Origin of the sequence: Methanocaldococcus lauensis (assembly GCF_902827225.1) — an archaeon.
Classification (GTDB): Archaea; AGJL01; Methanococci; order Methanococcales; family Methanocaldococcaceae; genus Methanocaldococcus; species Methanocaldococcus lauensis.
On record NZ_LR792632.1, the window covers coordinates 1287992 to 1306798 of the forward strand.

Below are 18807 nucleotides of genomic sequence, written 5' to 3' on the forward strand. Positions count from 1 at the left end.
TTACCTCGCCTTTACATGTTTAACTACTTTTGGTCTAAGTTTAACTAATATTTTATAACTACAATATGGACATCTTGCTCTGTTACCTAACTCTTCAAATTTAATAATTTTTTTACAGTTTAAACATTTATATTCTACCATACGCATCCCAGAAAAAATTATTATTTGTAATTTAGAAATAATTAGAAATAAAAATATTTTAGGGAATTTATTCCTCTTTTCTATCAACAATTCTTCTTATAGCCTTCATAACTGCCTTACCTGCTCCTGTCTCTGGAGTATAAGCCCCTCCAGCTATTTTAGCCCCACATTTATCGCAAACCCATATTGATGTTGAGGCTCTCTTTAATTTTGGGAATCCACAAACTGGGCACTTATATTTCTTTTTTGCTTTAACTTCTACATCTCTAACTCTAACTCTTATCTTTAAACCATATCTTGGTCCAAATCTTCCTGCAGGTCCTACCTTCTTAGTGTGACTGAACATATTTTTTCACCTCTCTATTATTCACTGTATTTTTTAACTACTTTTGTTTGAACATTTCCTTTAGTTATTTTGTTTAGTTGAGCGTAAAACTCTGCCTCAATACCACTTGGAATTTCAATCAATACAATTAAAGAGCCATCTGGTTGCCATTCTTCCTGTTTAACAGCTCCAAATTGATACAATACATTGTATGCCTTAGAAGCATATTCAGGAGGTATTTTAACAGCAATATCTCTTTTTTCAAACCTGATTGGTAAAAGTTTTTTAAGCTTTTTGACAATTTCAGGAACTTGCTCTTCAGCACTTTTGTAAATATCAATATTAATTTTCAATTCCTCCATAGCTTTTTCAATTCTATGTGGAGGATGAGGAGTGTCAGTTTGTGGGTTTATAGTGTTTCTACTAATTATAGTAATAATTTGCCTTTTTTTCTGTTCTCTAAGTTCTTCTCTTTGTTTAGCAGTTAATTGAACATTACCTTTTAATATAATTTTTTTTGCAATTTCTTTAACATCAGTAGTTCCAAAGACTTTTGATAAAAGTTCTTCAGGAGCCTTTTCTCCCTTATTTGCATCTTTAAATATAACATCTATGGCTAAAAGTTCATCCATATCAACATTTTGACCTTCTTTAAGTTTAGCGGCTAAGTAAGGATCTACTAAAATTTCGAATTTTTCACCGTGTGATGTATATCTTGCAATAACTGCCTTTTCTAAGGACACCATAATATCCCTCTCAACATTATATAAATGTTTCGGATTAGATATTTAGATTATTATATTATTGTTTATTATTATTATCTTTTTTAACCTCACATTCATAATATTCTTTTAAACATTTGATAATAGTATATACTATTTCAATGATAACTTTAAAAATATTTTTATAATCTTTAAACATTATAAAAATATGCATATCCCCATTAAAATGTGATGATTACAGGATATATTAGGTTATACGATGTTTTAAATAGCAATCAATATGAATTAAAGTAAATATGTAAGAATTATTTTTAATAATCGTGGGACTATGAAAATGGTTGTAGTTATAAGAACTGACTTAGGAATGGGAAAGGGTAAAATGGTAGCACAAGGAGGGCATGCAATAATAGAGGCTTTTTTAGAAGCACAGAGAAAGAATCCAAAGGCTGTTGAAGAGTGGTTAAGAGAAGGGCAAAAAAAGGTTGTGGTAAAAGTAAATTCAGAGAAGGAACTTATAGAAATTTACAATAAAGCGAAAAGTGAAAATTTACCTTGCTCAATAATTAGAGATGCAGGGCATACACAGTTAAAGCCAGGAACTTTAACAGCAGTTGCTATAGGACCAGATAAAGATGAAAAAATTGATAAAATTACAGGACATTTAAAACTTCTATAAATATTAATTTTTAGTTATTATTTTTTAATTTTATCTTTTGCGTGTTTATATGCTTTAAATCCTCCTATTAATCTTTTTACATTAAATCCTAATAGTTGCAAAATTAAAGCCATTATCTGACTTCTCATCCCTCCTCTCGCACAAAAAACAACAATTAATTTATTTTTATCAAGTTTCTTACTTTCATTTAAGATTCTAATCAATCTTTTTTTAAAGATTTCAATGCCTAAATCTATTGCTCTATCTTTTCCTTCCTCTTTATAAACTTTCCCTATTAAGGCATGTTCTTCATCTAAAAATAATGGAATGTTTATTGCTCCTGGAATCGTCTCATTTTTATATTCTCTTGGACTTCTAACATCAACTATAATTATATTTTCATTATTTTCCATTAATTTTAGAAGTTCATTAACGGTTATTGCATTTTTAACAAATTCACTTCCAATAGTTTTTAAAAACTTATTTATGTCTATCCTTTCAAAATAAATATTATAATCTTTAAATTGCTTTACTCCTACTTTTTTATCTTTTAAAAACTCCTTAGATTCTTTTAGTATAAATGAGGCCAATTCTCCTTCAATTTTTCCAGCCAATATTTTTTTACCGTTTGTTATCATTTTTCTACCGTCATTCAAAACTATACACAAAACAACATCCTCTGTAAAAGTTATTAACCTCGCTAAAATCTCCTCGTCCATATTTTCACTTATATTATGTTATGTTCTTTTAGTTTTTCTCTTATAAATTCGTCTATAATCTTAGCTGATTTTTTTACATCTTCATTATATACAATTAAGTCTGGCTTTATTTTTTTTACATTTCTTAAATAATGCTCCCTATATAACTTTTCCTCAATCAATTTTGCCGCTTCAAGATATTCATCTTTTTTTATAAGTTCTATTATTTTTTCAATATTTTGAATCATTTCGGGCTTTTTAAAACTATCCTTTAATATTAAAAACTTGTTTATTAAAATTTTTTTTTCTACATCATTTTTTGGTTTGTAAATTGACACCAATCTTTTTATTTGGCAATCATAAGGGCAGTCAATTAATATTTTGTAAGTGTAATTATTAATATCTGCCAATAACTCTGGAATCTTTAATTTTCTTTCTCCCCCTATCTTTCTACCTTCGTATTCAACAACTGCATAGCCAATTTGTTTTGCTTTTTCAATCTCTTTATTTATGAGCTCATCAAACTCTTCTTGGCTTCTCATACTTAAGTGATATAAATCGCCTAAAATACTACCTCTTGTTCTTGCAATTTCCTCAATATCAATAACAGGATGGTGTTTTTTCAATTCTTGTAAAATTTCTGTTTTTCCACAGCCAGTTTTTCCAAACAATCCAAAGATAATCATAATTTCACCAAAAATATATTTAACATATGATAAAATAACATAGGATAAAATTTAGAAAAATAACAAAAATTGCTTTTAATATTTATTTTTTAACTATCTCGCAACCTCCTGGAGGTAGAACTCTTAAAATATCTTCATCATCTATATCATAATCTTTAAATATCTCTTTAAGTTCTTTAACTACTTTTCCTTTCTCTTTATTTCCTGGTTTTAATAAAACCCACTTAATAAAACTTTTTTGCAATGTTTTTGGTGGGGCAGTAGTTACTTTTAAATCATTATCATATTCAATAATTCCAATCCCTAATTCTAATGGAGTATTCCTGAAATAATTCTTTTTACCTCTAATAACAAATGCCCCTCTTTTTAAATACTCTCCACTTTCAGCAGTTTTTGATATTTGCTCTGGCTTAACCCAATATGTGTCCATAGCACCATATCCTAATTTCCAAGCCTTTGAATGCGAAACTGAAAATTTAGCCACTTCTTCCAATGTCTCTTCATCAACCTCTCTACCGTTTGTTTTTATTACAGTGAATGGAGCCCCCTGTATGTCAGCGTGGAATACTATGTCATCCTTATCTGTATATTTTTTGATTATTATTTCATTTGTTATAGCATCTTTTCCAGCAATTACTAAAAATCCATTAATTACTGTCCATTTAAACTTCTCATACCATTTTCTTTCTTTTCTTACTTTTTTCTTCATCTTTAAACTTTCTTTTTCTTTTAGTTCTTTATCACTCTTCTTTTTAAGTTCTTCTATCTTCTTCTTAGTTAGTTCAATTGCCTTCTCTATTCCCTCTATCTTACTTCTAAGTTTTTTAGATTTTTCATAATATCTCTCAGCATTTTCAAATGCATTCTTTCTTATATCTAAAGAAACTCTCTCCTCTATAACTTTATCATCAACCTCTGACTTTAATCTAAGAATTATCTCCCCAGAGTTTTCATTTATATTTTCAATTAAACCTAATATTGGATGATCTCTATTTTCTTTAATTATTTTCTTTATTCTTGCCCAGTCCATTTTTTCTCTTGCCTTTCTTATAGTATTTAATAACTCTTCAACAATTTGATAATTTGCATATATTAAATCCCCCTTAATTTGATTCTTTTCAGATTCTTCTTTATATTTATTTAAAGTTTCTAACTGTCTCTTTAATATATTCTCCTGTCTCTCAATTTCTCTCTCAATTTTTGATTTTTCTTTTTTAATTTCAACACTAAATAAAAATTTGGCAAAGTAGTCATCAACTGCCTCTAAAAAACTATTATAGTATTTTTTCTCTAAATCTTGATACTTTTTTAAATCAATTGGCACTACATCAAAATATTCTCCATCCTTTAAAACAATTTGTGGCTTTCTGTTATTAAAAATTTCATTAAATAAATTTTTAGATGTTTCAAAGAGTTTTTTAATCTCTTCTTCACTTAAATCTTTCTTTTTCTTATCAATTCCTGCCCTTTCACAAATTTCCTCTGCATATAATCCTCCAATTCCAAAAACTCTTGATATTAATCTAACACATTCAACATCTTTATTCTCTAAAAAGTAATCTTTAAAAACTTCATAGGCAATAGAAAAATCTAAATTGTAAGGATTTAATGGCTTTTGTGGAGGAAATTTATATTTTTCCTTAGGAACAATATTTCTCGTGCTCCATCTCTCAATTCTTAAAGGCAATATAATAACATCTTCACTATTTAGTAAAATAATATTCCCTTCTCCAAATAACTCTGCAATTAACTTATAAACTTCTCCTTTAACTTCAAAGTGGAATATTACAATTCTATCAAAATTTACCTGCTCAATTTTAATTATTTTGGCATTTTTTAGATATTTTCTTAACAGCATTGCAAAAGATGGTGGTAGTTTTGGTTTTTCTCTCTCATAGTTAGTTAAAGTTATGTATTTATATTTACCAACACTTATAACTACTTCTCTACTACCACCCTCTGGAGCGTGTATTTTTAATATTAACTCTCTATTTTGCTCGTTGTCAATTAAAAATGCTTTATCTAATCTACCATTAATTAGGCTTTGTAATTCATTTACAATACAACATACATCTACATTAGTTATTTCAGTTTTCATAATATCACCAATGATTTAATTATTTGAAAATAAAAAAATCTTGAAATTGACTTTGTTTCAAATAAAATGAATCAAAGGAAATAATTTTTTGAATATTTTAATTTTCATTCTCAGTTTTTAAATAAACTGTGTATGTTGGAAATGCAAATTCTAAACCTTCCTTTTCAAATTCTCTTTTAATTTTTAAATTAATATCATCAACTGTCTCTATATATCTTTGATAACCATTGTATTTAGTATTTTTAATATAATAAACAACTTGAATATTTAAACTCCAATCACCATACTCTTTAAAATAAACTGTTATTGGTTCATTTTCAACATTTGGATGCTCCAATAAAATTTTTTTAATTATTTCCTTTGCTTTAATAATCTCATCCGCCGTTGTATTATAAGTTAGTCCAATAGTCATTGTAACCTTCCATTTATTTTTTGATGGAGTAGTTTGGATTATATCATCTATTAACTTAGAGTTTGGAACTACGATAATAGAGTTATCTACAGCTCTAATTTTTGTGCTTCTTATTCCAATATCTTCAACAATTCCCATTCCACCGCTAAAATTAATCCAATGCCCTATTTTAAAAGGTTTATCAGTTAATATTATCAATCCAGCAATTAAATTTGAGACATAATTTTGTGATGCCAGTGCAAATGCTAAACCTCCAATACCTAAACCGGCAAGGAGTGTCTTTATGTCATATCCTAAATTACTCAAAATAAGCATTAATCCAATGAACCATATAAATAGTCGAATGGATTTTTTTATTAATATTATAACTTGCTCATCAACTTCCATCATTGTTTTTTTAGAAATAGTATCTGCTAAGTATCTTTCAACTAATTCAGAGATAAATTTATCAAAGAAAATTACAACACATAATATAAATGCAACCAAAATTCCTCTATCAATATATAACTTTATAGATGGTGGTAAATAGATGAAAGATATTCCTAAATATAATCCTGATAAAATAATACCAATGGCTATTGGTAAAGATAAAGCCCTTATAACGATTTCATCTAATTCTAATACTTTCTTCTTACTAAGTTTATCTGCAATTCTCTCAATTAAAGCTCCAATATACCTTCCAATAAGTAATGAAAAAAATATTGATAAAAAGCATAATACATAGTTTATAATAGAGTTATGTATTATTATATCATTTATTATCTGAATTACCATATTTACAACCTAATATAGTACCTATAACATTCCGAAGATAATTACAATAATTTAGTATTTGAACCTTACTGTATATAGATAAAGTTGTTAAATTAAAATTTTTGTGATACTATGGACAGAGAAGAATTTTTAAAGCATTTGAAAAGAGGAGAGTATAATAAATTAGCAAATCTTATATATAAAGATAAATATTATTTAACATATTTAGATGAAATTTTTAATAGTAATAACAAAGATGACATTAGAAGAGGTTTGTTAATTTTAAAACGACTAAATAATGAAATAATTGAAAGATACTTATATTATATTCTTAGAGGATTGAACGATAAGAGAATGATAGCAAAAATTTCAGAGGAGATTTTAATAAAATACAGTAATAAAGAAACCATAGAGGAAGCATTATTAGAAATATCCAATAAACAACTAAGTGACAGAATAATATATCTATTTATTGAAAATATTGGGCAGAGTATGTTTTTAAAATCTATTTTAAAATATACAAAAACTGACAGTGTTGAAGAAAGTTTTAAAGTTTTACTAAAAAATTACAATTCAGAGGAGATTTTAAAAATATTATGTAATAAACTTTATTCCCAAAATAAAAAAGAAAAAGAATTTGCTTTAAATATTTTATTAAATATTGTTGATTCATTGGATGAAAACCAAAGAAATATTTTGAGAAAATATTTAAATATATTATTGTTGGGGGATGACAGTAAAAAACTCTATAATAAATTTAAACAACTATTTGATAAGTTAAATATAGAAATTAATCATAACAAAATAGATATAATGTCTCTTTTAAAGTCAGATGGAAAAAAGGCGTTAAATTTAATTTTGAGAGAGAATATAAAGATTCCCAGTAGTTTTTACAATAGAGAATTTTTAAGAGAGTTTTTATATGGAAAAGATGAGGATAGGCAATTTATTGGTGTTAAATTAATATCTTTAATGAACGATACAAAAAATAAGGTTGAATTACTCTTCAAATTTTTAAATTATGGTTATGGAAAGGCAAAAACAGCATCTATAAAAGAACTTAAAAAAATAGCCAAAAATGATGAAGATTTAAGGAATTTTATTGAAACTAAGGCATTAAAATATGCTAAAAAAATGGATTTAAGTTTAAAAATATCTTCTTTAAGGATTTTAAAAGAGTTTAGTAGGAGAGATTACCTACCATTTTTAATAAATGAGCATAGTAGGTTGAGAGATTTAATTCTTACATTGGATGAAGAAAAGTATATGGGCGGATTTAGGCATATGTTAATGATAGAAAATGAAATAAAAAAATGTAAAGTAGCAATGGATTTAATTGAAGAAATCGTGGCAGAGATTTGCTTAAAATATGAGATTCATTATAGTAGTTTAAGGTTGTCAGAAAAACTCGGCTATGAATTTTACAAAACTATTGCAAATATTGGCTCTAAAAATTTAAATTTAATAAATATCTATGAACTTTTAAGAGATGTTATGTATAATGGAGAACTTATAGTTTATTTAACTGAAATTGTTTCCAACAATAGTAATGAAATAAATGATGAATTAGCTGAGGAAATATTAAAAGTTGTTGAAAATGTAGAATTAGAAAATAAAGATGTTTTAAATGCTAATAAAATTATAATATATTCCTCATTAAATAGAATTGATAAAATTGGAGAAATAATAAATATGGCTGTTGGTTATAGTTCAAAGTTGGCATTTATAACTGCAATAAAAAAACTTATTGATAACAATATGCTAAATGATGAAAAAATAAAGTTAATAATCCCAAAAATTGCTGAGATGCTATATGACTCTAAGAAGTTAAGGTTAATGGCTTTAGAATTTTTTGAAAAGTATCCTAATGAAATCGTTATCCCAATAATTTTAAATGAGATTGAAAAAAATAAATGCAACAATAGAGAGTATAAATTGATGATGAACATTATAACAAATGCTATATTTAAATATCCTCATACAATTAATAAGTTGAAGAATCTACTAAATACTGATAAAAGAAATATATGCTTAAAAATTATGCTAAAAGTTAGTGAAAAGATGCCAGAACTTTTAAGGGATTATATTTATATATTAGCATCTCAATATACATTATCAGATGATGAAGACAAAAAACTGATAACAAAAATCTTAAAAAACATTACTACTGAAAATGAAAGGAAAATTTTAAGACCAATAATAAAAATTTAAAGAAAGATTGTTATGAGAAGGGACGAATACTTTGAGAGGTTGTTGGAAGTCATAGAAGAGTTAAAGATAGAGGCAGAAGAAAAGCCAATAATTGTAGAAGGAAAGAGAGATGTTGAAAGTTTAGAAAAGTTGGGAGTTGAGGGAACATTCATTGTAATAGCAAAAACTCCTATTTATTTAATAGCTGATGAACTTATAAGAAAGGGAATAAAGGAAGTTATCTTATTAACTGACTTTGATAGAAGAGGTAGAATGTTAGCTAAAGCCATAATTGAAGAGTTTAGATATAGAGGAATTAAGGTAAATACAAAAATTAGGCAAGAAATATTTATATATACAAATAGTGGTATTAGAGATATTGAAAGTCTATTCTCCTATGTAAATAAAAGAAGTCTGTTTTAATTATACACTCTCTAACATATCCTCTTCACTTAAACCCTCTAATTCAATCATATTTTTTAATCTTTCAGTTATGATGTTTAGGCATTTATCAACTGTTTCACTGATTTTTATATTCTCAATTACTGGTACTCCTTTCTTTTTTGCAGTTTCAACCATATATTCGTTTATTATCCTTATAATTTTAAAATATCTTAAATATCTTTCAGTAGGTCTGCTTGATACTCTACCTCTTGCATAAAATCTCATTTTGTGTAATTTCTCATCATAGATTGTTAGCATAATAAAAATAATATGAGGATTTTCTAAATAATTATCTTTTAAAAGTGTTGGAACTAAGTGAGTCCCTTCAATAATTACACTCTGCCCTTCGAGTAAGCATCTATTTATAACTCCCTCAACACCAGTTAATACAGCTTCAGAATGTCTCTCAAAACCTTTTATATATTTAGTTTTGTTATCTTCTTCATAATTATCTTTTAAAACTTTCCAAGCTGTATAACTTGACTCGTAAAGTGTTGGTATTAAATCTCTTGAAATTACTTTTCTCATAACCTCTCTTATTGAATCTGTCCCTATTACACTCGATATTCCTAACCTTGATGCTATTTCAAATGCAATTGTAGAAGTACCTACACCACTAGCTCCGCCTATTAAAATAACTATTGGTCTTCTACCTAAAACCATTCTCCAAAGTAAATATTTTTTAGCAACTTCATCATAATTTTTTGATATTAAATAGTAATAAACTCTTCTTCTAAGTTCTGCCTTATCAATAACTTTAATATTCTCTTTTTTAAGCATTTCATATATGTCCCATGCTATTCTATATGCAATACTTGGTTTTAAACCTGCCGCCATTAAAGACCTTGCAAGGATACCCTTTGAAAATGGCATTTCATAGGATTTTCCTCTAACAACTATATCATTTTGCAAATCCATCATTCCACCAAAATTTTAGTCTAAAATTTCATCAGCCTCTATTTTTTCAGCATTGTAAAGTTTTTTAGCCCTTAAATATAATAATTCGTCTTTTTCATCATTAACTACTACATAAACTTTATTTATATTGTAATTTTTAATAAATCTCTCAATATTTTTCTTAGTAATTTCAATTTTTTTCTTTAATCCTTCTAACGCATTTTCTGGAATCCCTATCTTCCTCATATCCTCTATATCTAACATTCCCTCAGTGCAAACAACCTTTAAATTAGGATTTTTATTTTTTAATTTTTTGAATAGTTTTTTATTTGAGACAATATATAAGGCATCTTCACTAATCTCTTTCTCCTCTAACTCAAACCCAAAGTTAGATAAAACTCTATTAAGATGTTCTTGGCATTTTATAATTAATTTACAAAATTCTTTAGCCTCATCTTCATTCAATTCATGCTTCGGAGCTTTTTTATATAAAAAATCATCTGCCTCCAATAGTTGATAAATTGCCTTTTTAAACTCTTCAACATTTATTTTTCCAGGCTTTGCATCTTTGTAAGAGATTTTTGAATGCCTATCAATATTTATTTTGTCTGGCTTTTCCTCTATCTTAACTTTTTTTAGTTTTGATATTGTACATATCCCCTTTCTTATTAATTCTTTTGAGTATTTATCTCTCATTGTCTCCCCTTATCTTTATCTTCTTTTTCTTTCTCTAATTTTTCCAACTCTTCAACTAACATTGGTAAAAAGACACCAATATCTGTAACTATTCCTAATGCCTGAGAAGTTCCTCTATCCATCAATTTTGTAACTACTGCTGGATTTATATCAACGCAGATAGTTTTAACCCATGAAGGTAATAGGTTCCCTGTAGCTATTGAGTGTAACATCGTAGAGAGCATTAAAACCATATCCTTTCCTTTTAATAGTTCTCTCATTTTTTCTTGTGCCTTAACAACATCTGTAATTACATCTGGTAAGGGACCGTCATCTCTAATACTACCTGCCAATACATAGGGAACATTATTTTTTATACATTCGTACATAACCCCCCTATTTAAAATACCCTGCTCAACAGCATCTTTTATACTTCCTGCCCTCATTATAACATTTATAGCCCTTAAATGATGACTATGCCCTCCTGGAACACTCTTTCCAGTTTTTAAATCTACTCCTAAGGAAGTTCCATACAAAACACTCTCTATATCATGAGTTGCTAAGGCATTTCCAGCAAACAGTGCCTGAACATAACCCATTCTTATTAATTTAGCTAATGCCCATCCTGCACCTGTGTGTATAATTGCTGGTCCTCCAACTACAACAATTCCTCCTTTTCCTGTCTTTCTATACTTTTCTCTAATTTCATACATTTCTTTTGCTATCCTCCTAATTATTGTCTCTTTTGGCTTTTCTGAGGAAGCCTCTGATTTCATAAATTCAAATAATCCGCCAGATTCTCTTGGCTTTTCTGGTGGAATTACTCTAACTCCTTTATGGCCAACAACAACTAAATCTCCTTTTTTAATATTTCTAATTGTTTTTACTTCTGCTCTCATTTCGTCAGGATAAACTACAATAGCTCCATCCATTTTTTGATTCTCTACCTCTATCCACTTTCCTCTAAATCTAATAAAGGTTTTGTGATTGGTTGTTGAATAAAATCCCTCTGGTAAAACCATATCCTTTTCAGCAGGTTGTAACTCAACTTCTTCAATTTCAGGAATCTCAGCCCCTAAATCCTTTAATTCGCTTAAAATTTCATCTACATGTTTTTCGTCCTTACCAATAACCAATATTTTTGCATAACTTGGATCAGTCTTTCTCTTACCAATTTCAAATTCTAAAACTTTGTAATCTCCGCCCATTTCTAAGATTTTATCAAAAACTTTAGGTAAAATTAAACTATCAATAATATGTCCCTTTAATTCAATTTCTCTCATAAACATAATAAATCCCTCTTGTTATTTTTAAATTAATAAAAAGTAATTATTGTCAAACTAATATTTTAACCATCTGTTTTTATAGTTAAATCCAAATATTTAAATTATTATATAACAAAAATTAATATAAAAATAAACTAATAACTAATAAAATTAATTATAATAAAAATTCCTCTATTTTTTCTGATAGAGTATCAAATATCCAGTTAAATTTATTATCGTCCTTTTCTAATAAAGTTACTCTAAATCCGTTAAGTTGTGAGCAGAAAGATGTTAGAGGAACTACACAGATTCCAGTAGATGCTAATAAATAATATACAAATTTTTTATCAATATTTACATTTTTTGTATAGGAATCTATAAATTCTTTCAATTTTTCATTTTTTATTTTTATTGAGTTGTTTCCATTTAAATACTTATCTTCGAACACTATAGACATATAAAATGCTCCATTTGCCTTATTTGCTATAATTCCATCAATGTCTTTTAATTTTTTATATGCAGTATTTGATCTCTTCTCATAAAACTTATTTCTCTCATTTATGTATTTTTTATAATTTTTATGACCCATAATTTTTGGAATAGCCATTTGTGGTAATGTGGTAGAACAAACTTCTATTAATTTGGATCTATAAATACTATCAACATATTTTTTAAATTCCTCATCTTTGTCGGCGTTGTAAATTTCAATCCATCCACATCTCGCTCCAGGCCAAGGAATTTCCTTAGATATTCCTTTTAAAGATATTCCACAAACATCGTCTATAATTTCACATAATGAATAATATTTTTTTCCATTATAAACTAAATTACAGTATATTTCATCGCAAATAATAAATAAATCATATTCATTTGCTAAATCAACTATATTATCTAAAATTTTTTTTGGATATACTGCTCCTGTTGGGTTATCAGGATTTATTATCAAAATTCCACTAACTGCTGGATTATACTTAATTCTCTTTTCTAAATCGTCAATGTCTGGATACCAATAGTTGTAAGGGTCTAAAAAGTAAGTTACTGGTGGAGAACCTGCATGTGAACCTTCAGCTGAGGAATGTGTTGAATATGATGGAGATGGGTTTATAACTCTAACCTGCCTCTTCAATAAACTATAAATCTTTGCTATAGCATCACCTAATCCATTAAAAAATATAATATCCTCTGCTGTAATTTGAACTCCTCCTTTTTTATTTGTCTGCTCTGCTAAAAATTCTCGTGTTTCTAATAACCCCTTAGTAGGACAGTATGCATAAGATTCATCATTTTTAACAATTTCAACTATAATATCTTTAATCCAATCTGGAATTTTTTCTCCCTTTGCTACTGGATCTCCAATATTTTCCCAAGTTATATTTATTCCAAACTTTTCTATTTTTTTTGCTATATCTACAATCTCTCTAATTTCATAACTTAACTCCTTAGCTCCTACATCTATTATTGGATTTCTCATAGTTTCATCTCATAAAATGGAACTCTATTTTTTGTAAATTATTGGATGATTCTCCAATTTATAGTTTTGATATATAAACTTTATCCTTAAAATAGAACTCCTTTTTTATAGAGTCAAATTAATATAAATAACTGTTTAAAATAAAATAAAGATTTAAGAATTTAATGATTGTGGTGAAAATATGACTAAATGTAAATTTTGCAATAAGGAAAGTTATGTAAAATTAAAATCTCCAAAAATTCACTTATGTAAAGAGCATTTTATTGAATATTTTGAAAATAAGGTTGAAAAGTCCATAAAAAAATATAATATGCTAAACAAAGATGAAAAAATTTTAGTATCTGTCTCTGGTGGAAAGGATGGACATGCTGCTGCATGGGTTTTAAAAAAATTAGGATATAACATTGAATTATTTCATATAAATTTAGGAATTAAAGGATTTTCTGAAAGTTCTCTAAAGGCCGTTGAGGAGTTGGCAAAAAAGTTAAATGTTCCTTTACATATAATTAATTTAAAAGATATTACTGGAAAAACTTTAGAAGATATAAGAGGAAAAAAATGTTCAATATGTGGGATAACTAAAAGATATTTAATGAATAAATTTGGTTATGAACATGGATTTGATGTTATAGTTACAGGACATAATTTAGATGATGAAGTATCATTTATTTTAAATAATATTTTAAATTGGAACATTAGATACTTAGCTAAGCACGAGCCAGTTCTTCCAGCTCACGATAAGTTTTTAAAAAAAGTTAAAATATTTTTTGAGATAGAAGAGGATTTAATTTTAAAGTATGCTGAGGCAGAAAATATTCCATTTACAACAGTTAAATGTAGATTTGCAGAAAAGGCAATAACTTTAAAGCATAGAGAATACTTCAATGAATTAGAAAAATTAAGACCTAATATAAAGTATCAATTTTTAGCTGGCTATATGAAAAATAGGCGTATTTTTAAATGCGAAGAAGATGAAAATTTTGAATTTAGAGAGTGTGAAATTTGCGGAATGACTTCTGCTGGAAGAATTTGCTCGTTTTGCAGAGTGTGGAAATTGTATAAAAATAAAAATAAAAGTAACAGCAAATAATTATTTAAAAGCACTCATTAATGTCCATGCCTCTTTTCCACTTATAAAAGCTCTATTAACTAACCTCTTAAAAATAATTTTACAAAGTTCTTTTTTATGCTCAGGAATTTTTTCATTTTTATCTATAAATTCATTAAACTTTTTTATTAACAATTCCTTATCTTCTTTTGAAGCCTCCCTCATTTTTATATCTAAAAATCTATTTTCAACTTTTTTTGTATAAATTTCATATAAAATAACTGCCACAGCGTGAGATAAATTCATTATTGGATATTTTTCAGATGTAGGAATAGAAACTAATAAGTCACATTTATCAATTTCTTCATTTCTTAATCCGTCATCTTCTCTACCAAAAACAATTCCTATATTTCCTTTAATTTCTAAAATTTTATCTGCCAATTCTTTTGGAGTTATAGGAACCCTTTTTAAATTTCTATCACCTCCTCTTGCTCCTGAAGTAGCAATAACAAAATCTAAATCTTTTATTGCATCGTCAAAACTTTCATAAAATTTAGCATTGTCCAATATTTCTTTTGCATGAACAGCCATCATATATGCCTCATCATTTATAATATTTCTATTTCCAACTATTCTAAGATCTTCAAAATCAAAATTCATCATAACCCTTGCAATACTACCAACATTTCCACTGTATTTAGGATTTACTAAAATAACTGAAATCATTATATATCACTTCATTGACTTTTTTAATTTATAATAGTGATATTCTACTGTCTTTAAATTTAACCCAGTAATTTTCGCAATTTCTTCTGGCTTTTTATCTAAATACTTTTTAATAATTTTATCTACATTTGTAGGTCTTCCAGTCTTTGGAGCTATAGGAATTACTTCAACATCTACTCCTTCCAATGCCTTTATAATTTTCTTAGAAGACCTTTTATACTTTGACTTTGGTAAATATATCTTTTTAGGCTCGCAATTCTCTAACAATGCTATTGCTACATCTCTATCTAACTCTAAATTAATATAAATTTCATCTACATTTTCACAGTTTTTAATTTTCTCAATTAGTTCTTCTTTTGTTTTAGCCCTTAACTCTTTCATAATTTATCCTATTTTTTCCTTTTTTTATTCTTTGATAATCTTGATTTTACCATTTTTCTTTTTAATGGACTTCCACAAATCTCACAGACATCTTCATCAAAATCTATGGGATACATTTTTTTACAACCTTCACAAACCTTTCTCCAAACAAAATTTTTATTTGTTGGTTCGTAAATTATTCCTCTAACATCAATATTTAATTTTTTTGCCACATTTTGAATTCCGTAATCGTCAGTATATAATATTCCCTTTAACTCCAACGCCAACGCTAAAATGCTAATATCTTCTTTAGATAAATTATCTCCTGTCTTTTTAACAGTATCTTCAACTATCTTTATATATTCTTTACTTGGAATTTTTATTTTTAGTTTTCCTAAATTTAAACTTTGGTCAACAATAACCTTCATTGACTCGACTTCTTCCAAAACTTCTGGAGTTATATAATGCTCTCCTTCTTCTATAACTGGATTATATCCGTGAATTATTGCTGAGGCATCTAATACTTTAACTTTCATGGTTCCACATTCTAAATAGCATAAAATAATACACACTTAAGCTATAATCTATATATAAAACTCAGCTATTGCATTATATAATTATTAAATTTATAAATAAAAAATAAATTATACATTAAAAAACGGTGAGAAATTGGTTTTATGTGCAAAGGTCTATGCCAAAGAAGGAGAAAAAACCAGAAGATTATTGTTAGAAAACAAATTGTTAAATAAAAATTACAAAATAGTAAAGGAGGGAGATTTTTTATACATTCCATTAAATGAAGAGAATTTAAAGAATATTAATTTAAAAGATTTGATTCCAAATATTGAAATAGTTGAAAAAGATATAAAGAAAAAAGAGATTAAAAGAAAACCAAGTTTTAGAGAAGTTATATCAAAAAGATTTAGAAAAGAGATTGATGAGGGATTAATTGCTTTATCTTATGATGTTATTGGTGATTTAGTAATTTTACAAATATCTGATGAAATTGATGAAAAAACGAGAAAGGAGATTGGAGAAATTGCATATAAATTAATTCCATGTAAAGGAGTTTTTAGAAGAAAAAGTGAAGTTAAGGGAGAGTTTAGAGTTAGAGAGTTGGAGCATTTAGCAGGAGAGAATAGAACTCTAACACTACATAAAGAAAATGGCTATCGCTTATGGGTTGATATTGCGAAGGTTTATTTCTCTCCAAGATTAGGAGGGGAGAGGGCAAGAATAATGAAAAAAGTTTCTTTAGATGATGTGGTTGTTGATATGTTTGCTGGAGTTGGACCATTCTCAATTGCATGCAGAAACGCTAAAAAAATCTATGCCATAGATATAAATCCAGATGCCATAGAACTTTTAAAAAGAAATATAAAGTTAAATAAATTGGAGCATAAAATAATACCTATATTGAGCGATGCTAAAGATGTTGATGTTATGGGAAATAGAGTTATAATGAATTTGCCAAAATACTCCCATAAATTTATAGATAAAGCATTAGAAATAGTAAATGAGGGAGGAGTTATACATTACTATACAATTGGCTCTGATTTTGACGAGGCAATAAAGTTATTTGAAAAAAAATGTGATTGTAAAGTATTAGAAAAGAGAATTGTCAAAAGTTATGCTCCAAGAGAGTATGTTTTAGCTTTAGACTTTAAAATTCTTAAAAATTAAAAAATAAAGTTTAGGGATAGTTTATGTTAAGTTGGGTGGAAAAGTATAGACCAAAATCATTAAAAGAAGTTGTTGGAAATGAAAAAGTCAAAGAAAAATTAAAAGGTTGGATTGAAAGTTATTTAAAAGGAGAAAAACCAAAACCAATTTTGTTGGTAGGACCTCCAGGATGTGGAAAAACAACTTTAGCTTATGCTTTGGCAAATGATTATGGATTTGAAGTTATTGAATTGAACGCGAGTGATAAAAGGAGTGGTTCAGTAATAAAAAAAATTGTAGGGCATGCGGCTACTTCATCTTCAATCTTTGGGAAGAAATTTTTAATTATATTGGATGAAGTTGATGGTATTTCAGGAAAAGAGGATGCTGGAGGAGTTTCTGAGCTAATAAAGATTATAAAGAAGGCAAAGAATCCAATAATTTTAACTGCTAATGATGCCTATGCCACATCAATAAGAAATCTTCTACCTTATGTTGAGATAATCCAATTAAACCCGTTAAATAAAACGTCTGTCTATAAAGTTCTAAAAAAGATAGCTGAAAAAGAGGGGCTTGATGTGGATGATAAGACATTAAAAATGATTGCCCAACATTCAGCTGGAGATTTGAGAAGTGCAATAAATGACTTAGAGGCTTTAGCTTTGTCTGGAGATTTAAGTTACGAAGCTGCCCAAAAACTTCCAGATAGGAAAAGAGAGGCAAATATATTTGATGCTTTGAGGATTATTTTAAAAACTACTCACTATGGGATAGCTACAACTGCATTGATGAATGTAGATGAATCACCAGATGTTATAATTGAATGGATAGCTGAAAATATTCCAAAAGAGTATGAAAAGTTAGAAGAGGTGGAGAGGGCTTTTGAATATTTATCTAAGGCGGATAGATATTTAGGTAGAGTGATGAGAAGACAAAACTACGGCTTTTGGAAGTATGCAACGACATTAATGACTGCAGGAGTTGCCCTATCAAAAGATGAGAAATATAGAAAATGGACACCATACAGTTATCCAAAGATTTTTAGGCTATTGACACAAACAAAGGCAGAGAGGGAGATATTAAATAAAATATTAAAGAAAATTGGAGAAAAAACACATACTTCATCAAAGAGGGCGAGATTTGATTTGCAAATGCTCAAAATTTTATCTAAAGAAAATCCATCTGTAGCAGCTGATTTAGTTGATTACTTTGAAATAAAGGAGGATGAGTTAAAAGTTTTAGTAGGAGATAAATTAGCGTCTGAAATATTAAAAATATTGAAAGAAAAGAAAAAATTAGAAAGAAAAAAGAAAAAAGAGAAAGAGAAATTAGAGAAAGAAAAGAAAAAAGAAGAGCAGCTAATTATACAACCTAAGGAAGTTAAAGAAAAAGAAGAGATAAAAGAAGTAGAGAAAGACATTAAAGAAGAAACTAAAGAAAAAATAGATGAAAAACCAAAAGTTGAAGAAGAAAAAGAAACTAAAAAAGAGAAAAAGAAAACTAAGAAAAAAGAAGAAAAAGGAAAACAACTAACGTTAGATGCTTTCTTCAAATAAATTTATTTAGGAGTTTTGCAAAT

At 27.5% G+C, this 18807-nt stretch carries 20 protein-coding genes; 6 read left to right on the forward strand and 14 right to left on the reverse strand.

What is annotated here, in order from left to right:
• The 3 genes from KMP69_RS06820 to KMP69_RS06830 form a co-directional block, all read right to left on the reverse strand.
• Entirely contained in the window at window positions 1-141 is a 141-nt protein-coding gene (locus KMP69_RS06820) for a DNA-directed RNA polymerase subunit P (protein WP_015791919.1), read from the reverse strand.
• Between the two features lie 67 nt (window positions 142-208).
• On the reverse strand, window positions 209-487 hold the full coding sequence (gene rpl37A, locus KMP69_RS06825) for a 50S ribosomal protein L37Ae (RefSeq protein WP_214399699.1): 279 nt from the start codon (window positions 485-487) through the stop codon (window positions 209-211).
• Between the two features lie 17 nt (window positions 488-504).
• A complete protein-coding gene (locus KMP69_RS06830) occupies window positions 505-1212 on the reverse strand; it encodes a ribosome assembly factor SBDS (RefSeq protein WP_214399700.1) in 708 nt (235 codons plus the stop codon).
• Between the two features lie 304 nt (window positions 1213-1516).
• Here KMP69_RS06830 and pth2 point away from each other — a divergent pair, with 304 nt between their 5' ends.
• A complete protein-coding gene (gene pth2 / locus KMP69_RS06835; RefSeq protein WP_214399702.1) occupies window positions 1517-1864 on the forward strand; it encodes an aminoacyl-tRNA hydrolase in 348 nt (115 codons plus the stop codon).
• Window positions 1865-1881: 17 nt separating this feature from the next.
• On the opposite strand, the gene KMP69_RS06840 is transcribed toward pth2, so the two are convergent.
• The 4 genes from KMP69_RS06840 to KMP69_RS06855 form a co-directional block, all read right to left on the reverse strand.
• Entirely contained in the window at window positions 1882-2562 is a 681-nt protein-coding gene (locus tag KMP69_RS06840) for a selenouridine synthase SelU-like subunit (protein WP_214399703.1), read from the reverse strand.
• 8 nt (window positions 2563-2570) lie between these two features.
• Window positions 2571-3227: a selenouridine synthase SelU-like subunit gene (locus tag KMP69_RS06845; protein WP_214399704.1), complete on the reverse strand. Its 657-nt coding sequence runs from the start codon at window positions 3225-3227 to the stop codon at window positions 2571-2573.
• A gap of 82 nt (window positions 3228-3309) precedes the next feature.
• Window positions 3310-5325, reverse strand: coding sequence for a ribosome rescue protein RqcH (gene rqcH / locus KMP69_RS06850; protein WP_214399705.1), 2016 nt, complete (start codon window positions 5323-5325; stop codon window positions 3310-3312).
• A gap of 97 nt (window positions 5326-5422) precedes the next feature.
• Window positions 5423-6511, reverse strand: a complete 1089-nt coding sequence (locus KMP69_RS06855) for a mechanosensitive ion channel family protein (RefSeq protein ID WP_214399706.1) — start codon at window positions 6509-6511, stop codon at window positions 5423-5425.
• 111 nt (window positions 6512-6622) lie between these two features.
• On the opposite strand from KMP69_RS06855, the gene KMP69_RS06860 reads away from it, so the two are divergent.
• On the forward strand, window positions 6623-8701 hold the full coding sequence (locus KMP69_RS06860; protein WP_214399708.1) for a hypothetical protein: 2079 nt from the start codon (window positions 6623-6625) through the stop codon (window positions 8699-8701).
• A gap of 12 nt (window positions 8702-8713) precedes the next feature.
• Entirely contained in the window at window positions 8714-9103 is a 390-nt protein-coding gene (locus tag KMP69_RS06865; RefSeq protein WP_214399709.1) for a toprim domain-containing protein, read from the forward strand.
• On the opposite strand, the gene KMP69_RS06870 is transcribed toward KMP69_RS06865, so the two are convergent.
• The 4 genes from KMP69_RS06870 to KMP69_RS06885 form a co-directional block, all read right to left on the reverse strand.
• The gene (locus tag KMP69_RS06870) at window positions 9104-10042 is read right to left on the reverse strand and encodes a 2-phosphoglycerate kinase (protein WP_214399710.1); all 939 of its coding nucleotides are present in this window, start codon (window positions 10040-10042) and stop codon (window positions 9104-9106) included.
• A gap of 15 nt (window positions 10043-10057) precedes the next feature.
• Window positions 10058-10717 carry a DUF2100 domain-containing protein gene (locus tag KMP69_RS06875; protein ID WP_214399712.1) on the reverse strand — a complete coding sequence of 220 codons (660 nt, stop codon included), beginning with the start codon at window positions 10715-10717 and terminating at the stop codon, window positions 10058-10060.
• Window positions 10714-11985: an ornithine cyclodeaminase gene (locus tag KMP69_RS06880; protein ID WP_214399713.1), complete on the reverse strand. Its 1272-nt coding sequence runs from the start codon at window positions 11983-11985 to the stop codon at window positions 10714-10716. The genes KMP69_RS06875 and KMP69_RS06880 overlap by 4 nt, the downstream gene beginning before the upstream one ends.
• Before the next feature lie 151 nt (window positions 11986-12136).
• The gene (locus tag KMP69_RS06885) at window positions 12137-13432 is read right to left on the reverse strand and encodes a pyridoxal phosphate-dependent aminotransferase (RefSeq protein ID WP_214399714.1); all 1296 of its coding nucleotides are present in this window, start codon (window positions 13430-13432) and stop codon (window positions 12137-12139) included.
• Window positions 13433-13613: 181 nt separating this feature from the next.
• Here KMP69_RS06885 and ttuA point away from each other — a divergent pair, with 181 nt between their 5' ends.
• Window positions 13614-14522, forward strand: a complete 909-nt coding sequence (gene ttuA, locus KMP69_RS06890) for a tRNA-5-methyluridine(54) 2-sulfurtransferase (RefSeq protein ID WP_214399715.1) — start codon at window positions 13614-13616, stop codon at window positions 14520-14522.
• Here ttuA and KMP69_RS06895 read toward each other — a convergent pair whose 3' ends face one another.
• The 3 genes from KMP69_RS06895 to KMP69_RS06905 are packed head-to-tail and all read right to left on the reverse strand — an operon-like array spanning window position 14523 to window position 16102.
• Window positions 14523-15206 carry a TrmJ/YjtD family RNA methyltransferase gene (locus KMP69_RS06895; protein ID WP_214399717.1) on the reverse strand — a complete coding sequence of 228 codons (684 nt, stop codon included), beginning with the start codon at window positions 15204-15206 and terminating at the stop codon, window positions 14523-14525.
• A gap of 6 nt (window positions 15207-15212) precedes the next feature.
• The gene (locus KMP69_RS06900) at window positions 15213-15587 is read right to left on the reverse strand and encodes a hypothetical protein (protein WP_214399718.1); all 375 of its coding nucleotides are present in this window, start codon (window positions 15585-15587) and stop codon (window positions 15213-15215) included.
• 8 nt (window positions 15588-15595) lie between these two features.
• Window positions 15596-16102: a type II toxin-antitoxin system VapC family toxin gene (locus tag KMP69_RS06905; RefSeq protein ID WP_214399719.1), complete on the reverse strand. Its 507-nt coding sequence runs from the start codon at window positions 16100-16102 to the stop codon at window positions 15596-15598.
• 133 nt (window positions 16103-16235) lie between these two features.
• On the opposite strand from KMP69_RS06905, the gene trm5b reads away from it, so the two are divergent.
• Window positions 16236-17249: a tRNA (guanine(37)-N1)-methyltransferase Trm5b gene (gene trm5b, locus KMP69_RS06910; RefSeq protein WP_214399721.1), complete on the forward strand. Its 1014-nt coding sequence runs from the start codon at window positions 16236-16238 to the stop codon at window positions 17247-17249.
• 23 nt (window positions 17250-17272) lie between these two features.
• Window positions 17273-18784, forward strand: a complete 1512-nt coding sequence (locus tag KMP69_RS06915; protein WP_214399722.1) for a replication factor C large subunit — start codon at window positions 17273-17275, stop codon at window positions 18782-18784.
• Window positions 18785-18807 lie beyond the last annotated feature (23 nt).